The 12892-nt window shown below is 46.5% G+C and carries 13 protein-coding genes; 12 read left to right on the plus strand and 1 reads right to left on the minus strand.

Annotated elements, in window-relative coordinates:
* Positions 1 to 23 precede the first annotated feature (23 nt).
* Together phrB and PR675_RS12365 are read left to right on the plus strand one after the other, a co-directional pair.
* Positions 24 to 1475, plus strand: a complete 1452-nt coding sequence (gene phrB, locus PR675_RS12360; protein ID WP_014657027.1) for a deoxyribodipyrimidine photo-lyase — start codon at positions 24 to 26, stop codon at positions 1473 to 1475.
* 77 nt (positions 1476 to 1552) lie between these two features.
* Positions 1553 to 1864: a monooxygenase gene (locus PR675_RS12365; protein WP_060561284.1), complete on the plus strand. Its 312-nt coding sequence runs from the start codon at positions 1553 to 1555 to the stop codon at positions 1862 to 1864.
* A gap of 92 nt (positions 1865 to 1956) precedes the next feature.
* Here the strand turns inward: PR675_RS12365 and paaZ are convergent, their stop codons facing one another.
* On the minus strand, positions 1957 to 4017 hold the full coding sequence (paaZ, locus tag PR675_RS12370) for a phenylacetic acid degradation bifunctional protein PaaZ (protein WP_004923491.1): 2061 nt from the start codon (positions 4015 to 4017) through the stop codon (positions 1957 to 1959).
* Between the two features lie 321 nt (positions 4018 to 4338).
* Here paaZ and paaA point away from each other — a divergent pair, with 321 nt between their 5' ends.
* From paaA to pcaF, 10 genes are read left to right on the plus strand one after another with little or no spacing between them, the layout of a single operon-like run.
* Positions 4339 to 5277 carry a 1,2-phenylacetyl-CoA epoxidase subunit PaaA gene (paaA, locus tag PR675_RS12375; protein ID WP_036944051.1) on the plus strand — a complete coding sequence of 313 codons (939 nt, stop codon included), beginning with the start codon at positions 4339 to 4341 and terminating at the stop codon, positions 5275 to 5277.
* Between the two features lie 22 nt (positions 5278 to 5299).
* The gene (paaB, locus tag PR675_RS12380) at positions 5300 to 5587 is read left to right on the plus strand and encodes a 1,2-phenylacetyl-CoA epoxidase subunit PaaB (protein WP_004923482.1); all 288 of its coding nucleotides are present in this window, start codon (positions 5300 to 5302) and stop codon (positions 5585 to 5587) included.
* A 9-nt stretch (positions 5588 to 5596) separates the two neighbouring features.
* Positions 5597 to 6355 carry a 1,2-phenylacetyl-CoA epoxidase subunit PaaC gene (paaC, locus tag PR675_RS12385; RefSeq protein ID WP_004923476.1) on the plus strand — a complete coding sequence of 253 codons (759 nt, stop codon included), beginning with the start codon at positions 5597 to 5599 and terminating at the stop codon, positions 6353 to 6355.
* Positions 6356 to 6359: 4 nt separating this feature from the next.
* A complete protein-coding gene (gene paaD, locus PR675_RS12390) occupies positions 6360 to 6869 on the plus strand; it encodes a 1,2-phenylacetyl-CoA epoxidase subunit PaaD (RefSeq protein WP_014657032.1) in 510 nt (169 codons plus the stop codon).
* Between the two features lie 10 nt (positions 6870 to 6879).
* The gene (gene paaE, locus PR675_RS12395) at positions 6880 to 7938 is read left to right on the plus strand and encodes a 1,2-phenylacetyl-CoA epoxidase subunit PaaE (RefSeq protein ID WP_060561286.1); all 1059 of its coding nucleotides are present in this window, start codon (positions 6880 to 6882) and stop codon (positions 7936 to 7938) included.
* Positions 7939 to 7947: 9 nt separating this feature from the next.
* Complete coding sequence (paaF, locus tag PR675_RS12400; protein WP_004923466.1) at positions 7948 to 8721, plus strand: 2,3-dehydroadipyl-CoA hydratase PaaF; 774 nt, start codon at positions 7948 to 7950, stop codon at positions 8719 to 8721.
* A gap of 1 nt (position 8722) precedes the next feature.
* Positions 8723 to 9517 (plus strand): 2-(1,2-epoxy-1,2-dihydrophenyl)acetyl-CoA isomerase PaaG, encoded by a 795-nt coding sequence (paaG, locus tag PR675_RS12405; protein WP_014657034.1) that lies wholly within the window; start codon positions 8723 to 8725, stop codon positions 9515 to 9517.
* A gap of 1 nt (position 9518) precedes the next feature.
* Positions 9519 to 11057 (plus strand): 3-hydroxyacyl-CoA dehydrogenase, encoded by a 1539-nt coding sequence (locus tag PR675_RS12410; protein ID WP_036942264.1) that lies wholly within the window; start codon positions 9519 to 9521, stop codon positions 11055 to 11057.
* Complete coding sequence (gene paaI, locus PR675_RS12415; RefSeq protein ID WP_060561287.1) at positions 11054 to 11491, plus strand: hydroxyphenylacetyl-CoA thioesterase PaaI; 438 nt, start codon at positions 11054 to 11056, stop codon at positions 11489 to 11491. The genes PR675_RS12410 and paaI overlap by 4 nt, the downstream gene beginning before the upstream one ends.
* The gene (gene pcaF, locus PR675_RS12420) at positions 11491 to 12693 is read left to right on the plus strand and encodes a 3-oxoadipyl-CoA thiolase (protein WP_014657035.1); all 1203 of its coding nucleotides are present in this window, start codon (positions 11491 to 11493) and stop codon (positions 12691 to 12693) included. Before paaI ends, pcaF begins: the two co-directional genes overlap by 1 nt.
* The last annotated feature ends 199 nt before the right edge of the window (positions 12694 to 12892 follow it).

Below are 12892 nucleotides of genomic sequence, written 5' to 3' on the forward strand. Positions count from 1 at the left end.
GATGTAAGGCAAAGGAGCAGAAGATGGCGAAAAAACAGGCTTGTCACCTAGTCTGGTTTCGTAATGACCTTCGTGTCACCGATAATAAAGCGCTGTCATCTGCTTGTGCTGATCCTGATGCTAAAGTGCTCGCCGTGTTTACGGCTACACCAGAACAATGGCGAGCACATCACCTCTCCTCTCGGCAAATCACCTTTTTGCATCAAAATCTCATTGCGCTTCGTGACTCGCTGGCCAAATTAAGCATCCCTCTGTTTTGCCAAACAACCCCCGATTTTTTAAGTGCCGCACAATGGGTACTGGATTTTGCTCAACAGCAGCAAGTTGACCACCTATATTTCAATCATCAATATGAACTCAATGAGCATAGGCGAGACGAATGGTTGATTCATCACCCACAACGCGCTTTCCGAGTGCATGCTTTTGATGATGCCTTACTATTACCACCAAAATCCGTCACAAATCAGAAAGGCGAAATGTACCAAGTGTACACTCCGTTTCGTCGAGCCTTTATTAGCCAATTAGTGACCACCGATTTTCGTTCCTTACCAGCACCTCAACCACGAGGGGAAGCACTTGCTATCGATGACCTATCACTCCCCTTGTTTGCGCATCACGCCGTCGATATTGCGCCACATTTCCCAGCGGGTGAATCAGCAGCACGACAACAACTCAGGCAATTTTGTCGCCTAAAAGTGCAGCATTACCAACAGCATCGCGATATTCCCTCAATTGAGGGTACCAGCCTGTTATCCCCATATTTGGCAATTGGGGTACTCTCACCACGGCAATGTTTAAATCGCCTGCTCGCTGAGTATCCACCGCTTTTTGATTCCCCAGATAGCGGGGCATTCACATGGCTTAATGAATTAATTTGGCGAGAGTTTTACCATCATCTACTCGTCGCTTTTCCACGCTTATGCCGCCACCAGCCTTTTATTGAATGGACCAACCACATTCAGTGGAATAGCTCCGATGCTGACTTTAAAGCGTGGCAGCTTGGGCAAACGGGATACCCCATCGTTGATGCTGCAATGCGACAACTCAATACCACAGGTTGGATGCATAATCGCTTAAGAATGATCACTGCGAGTTTTTTAGTGAAAGATTTACTGATTGATTGGCGACTCGGCGAACAATATTTTATGCAGCAATTAATTGATGGCACACTCGCGGCAAACAATGGAGGCTGGCAGTGGTCTGCTTCGACAGGTACTGATGCACAACCTTGGTTTCGTATTTTTAATCCAACCACTCAGGGTAAAAAATTTGACCCTCAGGGTGCATTTATTCGCCAGTGGCTTCCAGAATTACAATCCGTACCCGATAAATATATTCACACACCGCATGAGTGGGCAGAGGCTAACCACGTTACTTTAGATTATCCCGCACCAATTGTTGACCATAAACAAGCACGTTTAGCCACATTAGCCGCTTTTGAAGCAGGAAAAAGCGATAGCGTAAAACACCATTAATTATCAAAGTAATAATTTCAGTTAGGGATTATACTGTCTACTACTCATCCATAGAACAAGCAAAAATCGGAGTCGTTATGCAGGTGATTTTACAGGTCGATTTCCCTTATCAAGGCCCTTGGGGAGAGCAGATGGCTGATGCAATGAAAACATTAGCCGAGTCTATCAATGATGAACCTGGCTTTATCTGGAAAATTTGGACGGAGAACCCATCGACACAAAAGGCTGGAGGTATTTACCTGTTTGCGTCAGAAGGGCAAGCTCAAGCTTACTTACAAAAGCACAGTGCGCGGCTAAAATCCTTTGGTGTTCCTGAAGTCCGAGGGGAGATCTTTGCCGTCAATCATGCGCTTAGCCAACTGAACCAAGCGCACTTTATTAACAATTAATTTCTGACTGCTGATAAGAGGCTGGACAGCGGCTAGCCTCACCGCAACCTGCTATTGGATACGGGCGAATCATCCCCGTATCCGTTCAGCCGCTAAAAATCCCCTTCACGGCGCTCAACAAGCGTCAGAATACTGTATAAGGCAACGGCAACATTATTTTGATTGAAGACTTGAACATCCCATTCAACCACGCCATTTGGCTTATCTTCTGCCGTTTTTTGTGCTTTTTTAATCTTTTTCTTGCAAGTTAAACGCACTTGGATGGTATCACCAATTTTTACAGGCTCAATAAAACGTAAGTTTTCCATACCATAGTTGGCGATCACAGGACCGACTGCCGCATCAACAAATAAACCAGCCGCTGCTGATACAACAAAGTAGCCATGAGCCACTCGCTCACCAAATAATGATTGCGCAGCGCCAATTTTATCCATATGTGCATAGAAATGGTCACCACTTAAACAAGCGAAGTTGACTAAGTCTGCTTCCGACACCGTGCGTCTTGCCGTCAATAAGGTATCGCCAATGACTAAATCCTCAAAATACTTCCTAAACGGATGCACTTGATCCGTCACTACATCTGCACCACGGATCCACTGCTTGGTGACGGCAGTCAGCATAGAAGGGCTACCTTGAATAGCCGTTCGCTGCATATAGTGTTTAACTGCTCTCAATCCGCCTAGCTCCTCGCCACCACCCGCGCGACCCGGGCCACCATGCACTAATAGTGGTAATGGTGAGCCATGCCCCGTTGATTCTGCCGCTGAGGCTTCATTCAGAATCAACATTCGACCATGTGCCCGTGCACTTCTACGGATAACATCTTGCGCTACTGAGGTGTCTGCCGTTACTAATGTACCCGCAAGGCTCCCTCCTCCCATAATGGCCAACTCAACCGCTTGGTCACTCGTCTCATAGCCAATCAATGTTGCAACCGGCCCAAATGCCTCCGTTTCATGGACGGCCTGATTAGTATAAGGATCGGCGCAATAGAGCAAGGTAGGCGGATAGAATGCCCCTTTTTGGCTATCGGCCCCCATCACATTCAGCTCTTGAAGATCCCCTCCACACAGGATTTCACAACCGTTTTGCTGTAAATACATAACCTTTTCATGAACATCATCACGCTGCTCTTGATTGATTAAAGCCCCCATGCGCACGCCTTCAACGGCAGGGTCACCGACAGTGATACCCGATAAGCGTTTTAATAATGCCTGTTTAACTGTTTCTAACTGGGGCTTCGGCACAATGATACGACGGATTGCTGTACATTTTTGCCCTGCTTTCACCGTCATTTCACGGGTCACTTCTTTAATAAATAAAGAAAATTCAGGTTGTTCTGGAGTAACATCAACCCCAAGTATTGCGCAGTTAAGGGAGTCTGCTTCCATGGTGAATGGGATCGACTTTTCACGTAATCGAGGGTGAGATTTTAATTTTTGCCCTGTTGCTGCCGAGCCAGTAAAGGTCACCACATCCTCAAAATCGAGATATTCAAACATATCACCGATCCCCCCGCAGATTAGCTGAATAGCACCTTCAGGCACTAACCCACTTTCAACGATCAGGCGCACCATTGCTTGAGTAACTTGAGCGGAAGCCGTCGCAGGTTTAATAATCGCAGGCATCCCCGCTAGCCACGTTGGTGCCAATTTTTCTAGCATTCCCCAACAAGGGAAGTTAAATGCGTTGATATGTAATGCCACACCATGGCGGGAAGTTAAAATATGGCGAGCAATAAATTGGCCTTGTTTCGATAGCGGGATCATCTCATCTTCGGGCCAAATCGTATCATCTGGCAACTCGCGATTTGCAAGCCCTGCAAAAGAGAAGAGTGTTGCGATCCCACCTTCAATATCAACCCAACTATCTGCTTTAGTCGCCCCTGTTTGTGCTGATATTTCATAAAGAGACGCTTTATGCTCTAGCAAATATTTAGCGACGGCTTTTAACATTTGGCCGCGCTGCTGGAAAGTCATGGCGGATAAAGCATCCCCGCCTTTTTTCCGACCGTAATCAAGACAATCAACCAGAGGTAAACCCGCAGTGGTAACCTCATATAACGCCTGCCCAGTCAATGCATGATAAATTTTGCGGCCTTCACCTTCACCATATAACCACTTCCCCGTTATATAACTTGTTAATTGCTGCATGGCATCTCTCCAAAATAAAAAACAACAAACACAAATATTAAATAAATATGTATCACAATATGGGCAGCGAATGCCAACCTCAATTTAACAAATTAAGAACAAAACTTATCCATTAGCTACTAACAAATAAAAACCACACTAATTTACACAAAATTAACTCTATGATTTAAATCAATAAACTTAAATTGATTGTGAAGCCAATCGCAAAAGAAGAATAAATGAGATTGATTTTATTGTTAACGATTCCTAGCATTAATGTTAAATATTGTGATTCATTTTTTATTTTTATTTAATTTAATACGAATCATTTGGAAGAAAACAATGAATGAGCAAAATCAGGCAAACTTCGAGGCCAAAATCGAAGCCGACATTAATATTGAGCCAAAAGATTGGATGCCCGATGCCTATAGGCAAAACCTGATCCGCCAAGTTGGACAACATGCACACTCGGAAGTTATCGGCATGCTGCCAGAAGCAAACTGGTTAACTCGCGCACCCACATTGAGACGTAAAGCTATCTTGTTAGCAAAAATCCAAGATGAAGCAGGTCATGGCCTCTACCTTTATAGCGCAGCCGAAACATTAGGATGCACTCGCCAAGACATCTATCAAAAGATGCTTGATGGCAAAATGAAATATTCGTCTATTTTTAACTACCCCACCCTAACTTGGGCCGATGTAGGTGTGATTGGCTGGTTGGTTGATGGTGCCGCCATTGTTAACCAAGTTGCCCTCTGCCGAGCCTCATATGGCCCCTATGCACGAGCGATGGTGAAAATCTGTAAAGAAGAGAGTTTTCATCAACGTCAAGGTTACGAAGCTGTCACTGTACTGGCGAACGGCTCTGATGAACAAAAAGCCATGTTACAAGATGCCATTAACCGTTTCTGGTGGCCTGTTCTGATGATGTTCGGCCCGAACGACAGTGACTCCCCACACAGTGCACAAAGTATGGCATGGAAAATTAAAAGATTTAGCAACGATGAGCTACGCCAAAAATTTGTTGATAACACAGTACCGCAAGTGGAAGCCCTCGGTATGACTATTCCAGATCCAGAACTGAAATGGGATGAGGAGCTAGGGCACTACCGCTTTGGTGAAATCGACTGGGAAGAGTTTTATCAAGTCATTAAAGGCGAAGGCATCTGTAATTACGAACGCGTGCATGCCAAACGCAAAGCTTGGGAAGATGGAGCATGGGTACGCGAAGGTGCCATGGCACATAGCCGAAAACAGAAAGCCGTTAAATCCGCCGCCTAGCACAGAATAAAAGGAAAAGACCATGAGCAATCAAGATTGGCCATTATATGAAGTTTTTGTTCGGAGCAAACAAGGGCTTGCGCATCGTCATGTCGGTAGCCTGCATGCCGCTGACGATCAGATGGCACTAGAAAATGCACGCGATGCTTACACTCGTCGTAGTGAAGGATGCTCCGTTTGGGTGGTCAAAGCGACGCATATTATTGCCTCTCAACCAGAAGATAAGAGCGCTTTCTTTGACCCTGCTGACACCAAAGTCTATCGCCACCCAACTTTTTATACCATCCCCGATGGCATCAAAAACATGTGAGGCAACGATATGAATCAGCATGAAGCACTCAAACAATATGTTTTAAGGCAAGGCGATAGCGCATTGATCCTGGCTCAACGGCTATGTGAATGGTGTGGTCATGCACCAGAATTGGAAATCGACCTTGCTCTCTCCAACATCGGTTTGGACTTACTCGGTCAGGCAAGAAACTTTTTAGCGTATGCCGCAACCCTATCAGGAACAGAGTTTGATGAAGATAAAATTGCCTTCCTCCGAGATGAACGTGAGTTTTGCAACTTACTGCTGGTAGAGCAACCAAACGGCGGCTTCAACGACACGCTAGTACGCCAATTTTTTATGGATGCCTACCATGTTCCGCTTTATCAAGCCTTAATTCACAGCGCAGATGAACAATTGGCAGCCATCGCGGAAAAATCGCTCAAAGAGGTGCTCTACCACTTACGCTTTAGCCGTAACTGGATGATCCGCTTAGGTGATGGTAGCGAAGAAAGCCATCGGCGAATTCAGCAGTCGGTCGATCAACTGTGGCGCTTTACAGGCGAATTATTCCACGCCGATGAAGTCGAGATTACGCTCGCGGAGGTAGGTATCGCTGTTGACCCTCGAACATTACGTGAACAGTGGTTAGAAACGATCACAGAGACTTTCGCGCAAGCCACGCTGACGATGCCTGAACAAAATGCATACCGTTTAGGTGGCAAACAGGGTAACCACACTGAACACTTAGGCCTCATTTTAACCGAGCTACAGTTTGTCCAACGCGCTTATCCAAATTGTGAATGGTGATGCTATGGAACAGAGATTGCAAAACAGCGGGTTACAACCCCCTCAAATTCATCAGATCTGGCAGCAACTACATCAAATCCCCGATCCTGAGTTACCTGCACTCTCCATTACTGATCTTGGCATGATCCGCAATGTTTTTGCCACATCTCGTGGCTGGAAAGTGATGTTTACACCCACTTATTCCGGTTGCCCAGCAACTGAATTTTTAATTAACGAAATCAAAAATGTTTTAGAGCATGCCGGGTTTCCCAATGTGGAAATCGAGGTCGTTCTCACGCCGGCATGGACAACAGATTGGATGAACCAAGACGCCAAACAACGCTTGCGTGAATTTGGTATTGCGCCGCCAGCAGGAAAAGCCTGTGAACACCCCGAAAAATCGGGGCCAATCTGTTGCCCACGTTGCGACAGTCAACACACAGAGAAAATCAGCGAATTCGGCTCGACCGCCTGCAAAGCACTATATCGCTGTCTCGAATGCTTTGAGCCATTTGATTATTTTAAATGTATTTAAGGGCACACTCATGACTGTATTTCATCGTTTAAGTATTGCTGCAATTGAACGTGACACGCCTGATGCGGTTGCTGTGACCTTCTGCGTTCCTGATAATTTGCGCGAGCACTATCGCTACCGCCCTGGGCAACATTTAACCCTAAAAGCCTTAGTCAATGGCGAAGACTTACGCCGCTGTTATTCCATTTGCAGTTCACCTGACGACGGGGTTTTAAAAATTGGTGTTAAAGCCATCCACGAAGGACGTTTTTCAAATTTTATTAACCAACAACTTCATGTTGGCGATAGCCTTGATGTGATGATCCCCCAAGGGAAATTTGGTTATCAACCTCAAGTCACAACAGAAGGTCGTTACCTTGCGGTTGCGGCAGGCTCCGGTATCACACCTTTACTTTCCATTATTAAAGCCACCCTACAAACTGAGCCACACAGCCGCTTCACTTTAATTTATGGCAACAAAAATAGCCGTTCGGTGATGTTTAAAGAGAGCATTGCCGACCTTAAAAACCAGTATGCAGAACGTTTTCAGGTGCTCTATCTATTTAGCCAAGAGCAGCAAGACAGTGCACTGCTTAGCGGTCGCGTGAATAAGCCACAATTAATGGCATTGGGTAAAACCTTGCTCAATTTTAAGCAATTTGACCATGCTTTTGTGTGCGGCCCTGAAGAGATGATGGACGATGTGCAATCTGCATTAGCTGAATGTGGCATGGCGCCAGAGCGTATTCATAGTGAGCGTTTTAACACTTCCGGCATGAAATTCCGCCCATCTGCAACATTAGCAACGGATAACCGCCAAGTCAGCATTCACCTTGATGGACGTACAATGACCATCAATATGGATAGCCAAGACGACAGTATTCTGGATGCGGCCTTACGCCAAGGCGCAGACCTTCCCTATGCCTGTAAAGGCGGTGTTTGCGCAACATGTAAATGTAAGCTTAAAGCGGGCGAAGTTGAAATGGGCGTCAACTACAGCCTTGAGCCGGACCAAATTGCGGATGGTTATATTTTAAGCTGCCAAGCATGGCCGAAAGGCGATGGCGTAGAACTCGATTTCGATGTGTAGGAGGCTCATATGCAAACTGATTGGATCCTAGCTCATATTGAACATCGCGTCCTAACATTGACGTTGAATCGCCCTGATGTGCGTAACGCCTTAAGTACTGATTGCCTCGAATTACTTGTCGATCACCTTGAACAAGCCGATAAAGACCCACAAATCGGCGCCATCGTTATTGCCGGCAACCCACGTTTTTTTGCGGCTGGTGCTGACCTTAAAGAGCTCCAGCAACAAACCGTTGCGGCGGCGATCACGGATAGGCGCCCTCAAGTTTGGCGCCGTTTTTCGCAAATTTCCAAACCCATTATCACCGCAGTCAATGGTTATGCATTGGGTGCTGGCTTTGAATTAGTACTTGCAAGTGATGTGGTCATTGCCGGTGAAACGGCGCGTTTTGGCTTACCTGAAATCACCCTAGGGCTAATACCTGGCGCGGGAGGAACTCAACGTCTGGTTCGCGTGGTTGGCAAATCCCTTGCGATGCAAATGGTACTCACGGGCGAGGCGATTCCTGCACAACGTGCCTTACAAGCAGGATTAGTGAGTCAAATTTGTGTGGATGGGTTAGTTGTTGAATACGCACAGAAACTTGCCCAACGCATGGCGGATCACGCCCCACTTGCCGTGAGAGCGGCTAAAGCATCCATTAATGCAGCTCAAGAAATCTCACTTTCAGAGGGATTACAGCTTGAGCGCCAATATTTTGTCACCTTGGCAGGTACTGATGACCGCCGCGAAGGGATCAATGCTTTCTTTGAAAAGCGACAGCCAAAATTTACAGGACAATAAGATGCCAAACAGCGCAATGATACTGACAACACTGGAAAATGGCGTACTCACCATTACATTAAACCGCCCTGACCGGTTAAACAGCTTTAACGATGAAATGCATCGTCAACTAAGTGATGCACTAAAAATTGCTGAACGTGATGATACCGTGCGTTGTTTAGTGATTACAGGAGCCGGTCGTGGTTTTTGTGCAGGTCAAGATTTGAATGATCGCAATGTTTCGGTTAGCGAACAGGCACCGGATTTAGGTTATTCCGTCGAAACTTTCTATAACCCCCTGATCCGCCGACTCACTTCACTACCGAAGCCTATCATCTGTGCCGTTAATGGCGTAGCCGCAGGTGCAGGCGCGGCAATCGCCTTAGCGGGTGATATCGTTATTGCGGCTAAAAGCGCCAGTTTTATTCAATCTTTTTGCCGCTTAGGTTTAGTACCGGACTCCGGTGGTAGCTGGTTCTTACCTCAATTAGCAGGCCATGCAAGAGCCATGGGGATGGCATTACTTGGCGATAAAATTAGCGCTGAGCAAGCACTACAGTGGGGCATGATTTGGCAAGTCACTGAAAATGATGAGCTGACAACCACCGTTAATCAATTAGCCCAGCACCTCGCCACACAGCCAACTTATGGCTTAGGACTAATCAAAAAAGCTATCTATCGTGCCGCAACTAACACATTAGATGAGCAGCTAGACCTAGAACGTGATTTACAGCGCTTAGGTGGACGCAGCGAAGACTATCGCGAAGGAGTCGATGCCTTTTTGAATAAGCGCGAACCTAAGTTTAAAGGACGCTAATATGACTTTAACTCTTAATACCGTCGCTGTCATTGGTGCTGGCACAATGGGTATCGGCATTGCACAGGTGGCAGCAAGCGCTGGACATACGGTACTGCTATTTGACATCAACACACAAGCACTGAATAAAGCAAAACAGTCTTTAACTGAACGGTTAAATAAGCGCGTTCAGCAGGGCAAAGCGGATGCGCAAACAACAGAGGCACTGCTTGCGCGTATTACACTTGTACATACGATGGCTGACTTAGCACCGGCTCAATTAGTCATTGAGGCTGTCGCTGAGAAACTGACTATAAAACAAGCGATATTTAGCGAACTTGAAGGCATTTGCAAAGAAAACACCCTCTTTGCAAGTAACACCTCTTCGTTATCGATTACCGCCATCGCCAGCCAACTTAAACACCCAGAGCGCTTTGCTGGCCTCCATTTTTTCAACCCAGCTCCCATTATGAAGTTGGTTGAAGTTATTCGTGGGCGCGAAACCGCAAGCGCTGTTATTGAACAGCTAAAAAACTTGGCGGTCGCATGGGGCAAAATTCCCGTTATCTGCCGCTCAACACCTGGCTTTATCGTTAATCGAGTTGCTCGCCCTTTTTATGCTGAAACATTACGCGCACTTGAAGAGCAAATCGCAAACCCTGCAACATTAGATAGTGTTCTACGTGATGCCGGTGGGTTTTCCATGGGCCCTTTACAACTGACCGACCTTATTGGTCATGATGTGAATTACGCGGTGACGGATTCGGTTTTTCAAGCATTTGGCTACGACCCTCGGTTCCAAACCTCCTTTGAACAATTAGAGCTGGTCCAAGCGGGACATCTCGGTCGAAAAACTGGCCGCGGCTTTTATCATTACGATGACAACAAACCACTGCCTAAAGCCACAATGGCAGAAAAAGTGATATTAAACAATCCCCCCTCCGTTACGGCTCGAGGCGATTGGCAAAGTTTACCTGAGTTTGCACAATTATTAAGGCAAAACGGGATCCCTCTCGAAGAATCTAAAATAGATAGCCACGAATTGCCTACACTCCGAGTTAACAATGTTATTGTTATGTTAACGAATGGTGAATTAACTTCTGTACGAGCGCAAAAAGCCAATCAGAGCATGGTGCAATTTGATTTATCCGCTGATTATGCCAAAGCAAACGCAATTGCAATCAGTTGTGCAGTCCAAAACAGCCACCAAGAAAACCAGAGTGTCATTGCCTTTTTTCAATCGCTCAACAAGGACGTGATTGTATTACCTGATTATCCCGGCCTATTGACGATGCGGACGGTTGCCATGCTATGCAATGAAGCTTTAGATGTTGTCAATAAAGGCGTCGCTAGCCCAAAAGATACTGATAACGCAATGCGTTATGGCGTGAACTACCCTAAAGGGCCGCTCGCTTGGGGCGCCGAAATTGGCTGGCAACATATCCTTAATACACTCGATCAGTTATCGCAGTTTTATGCCGACGGGCGCTACCGGGCGAATCCCCTGTTGCGCCAATTGGTTGCTGGGGTGCGGTCATTACCTGCTAAGGAGCTGCAATGAGTTCACAAACCACAATAACATTGGCTCAACAATCCGCAGACATCATGTACCGTGACGATGCTTGCGCAAAAGCGATGGGGATGGTGATAGAGCAAGTTTCTGAGGGAGGCGCTCAACTCTCCATGACCGTCACTTCGCACATGCTTAATGGCCATAAAACCTGCCATGGCGGTCAACTATTCAGCCTAGCTGACACCGCGTTTGCTTACGCTTGCAATAGCCATGGACTCGCCGCTGTTGCCTCAAGCTGCTCCATTGATTTTATCCGCCCTGCATATGAAGGGGATACATTGACCGCAGTCGCAAACGTTAAGCATCAGGGCAAACGTACTGGCTTATATGAAGTAGAAATTGTCAACCAACAAGGCAAAACCTTAGCTTGGTTCTACGGGCGAGCACATCGCCTAGGTCACCGTTTAACAGGAGAAGAGTGATGAGAGATGCCTTTATCTGTGATGGTATCAGAACCCCAATTGGCCGCTACGGAGGCGCACTGTCCTCTGTACGCCCTGATGACCTCGCCGTTTTACCTTTAAAGGCTCTAATGGAAAGGCATCCTCAATTAGATTGGTCAATAACTGATGACATTATCTTAGGTTGCGCAAATCAGGCTGGTGAAGATAACCGTAATGTCGCACGAATGGCGAGTTTATTAGCGGGTCTTCCATTATCCGTATCGGGCACTACCGTGAATCGTCTTTGTGGTTCAGGCCTTGATGCAATTGCACTTGCGGCTAGAAGTATCAAAGCGGGGGAAGCGAATTTTATGATTGCAGGCGGTGTCGAATCAATGAGCCGCGCGCCCTTTGTTATGGGTAAATCAGAATCGGCCTTTTCAAGGCAAGCACAAATATTTGATACCACAATTGGTTGGCGATTTGTCAATCCACTGATGGAAAAGCAGTTCTCAACACATTCGATGCCAGAAACGGCGGAGAACGTTGCAGAAGAGTATCGCATTCATCGAGCTGACCAAGATGCCTTTGCTCTACGTAGCCAACAACGCACCGAACAGGCTCGTCAACAAGGCGTTTTCGCACAAGAGATCATCCCCGTCACCATTAAACATCGCAAAGGGGAGACGATTGTTACAGAAGACGAACACCCAAGACCTGAAACAACCTTGGAACAATTACAAAAGTTAAAAACACCGTTTCGTGAAAATGGCTCAGTGACAGCAGGTAATGCTTCTGGGGTGAATGATGGTGCAGCCGCCTTGATTATCGCTTCGCAAGAAACGGCTAAAGCTCAGGGGTTAACCCCTAAAGCACGAATTATCGCAACAGCAACCTGTGGTGTTGAGCCACGGTTTATGGGGATAGGACCATTACCCGCGACTCAAAAAGTCCTCAAAATGACGGGGCTAACAATCGAACAAATGGATGTGATTGAGCTAAACGAAGCTTTTGCTGCTCAAGCACTCGCTGTACTAAGAGGATTAGGTTTACCTGACGACGCGCCACAAGTGAATCCAAATGGTGGTGCCATTTCCTTAGGCCACCCTCTTGGTATGAGTGGGGCAAGGTTGGCGATTACCGCCGTGAACGAATTACATCGTCGCCAAGGGCGCTATGCCTTATGCACCATGTGTATTGGTGTGGGCCAAGGCATAGCCATGATTATTGAACGAGTTTAGACCGATTAACCTACCCAAAATCACACCGTTCTAATGAGATGAATGATGGGTAAAAAATAAAAACGCCTGAAACCCTACACCTGCTCAGGCCAATACTGCACTCGCTTTTCGCCATTGCATATATACCCGCCCTGACTCGGCAATATATCGCAAAAAAGGCTTAAAGCATGCGGATATCAATAATTATAAGGACTAGCAA

Source organism: Providencia sp. PROV261 (assembly GCF_028477945.1).
GTDB classification, from domain to species: Bacteria; Pseudomonadota; Gammaproteobacteria; order Enterobacterales; family Enterobacteriaceae; genus Providencia; species Providencia stuartii.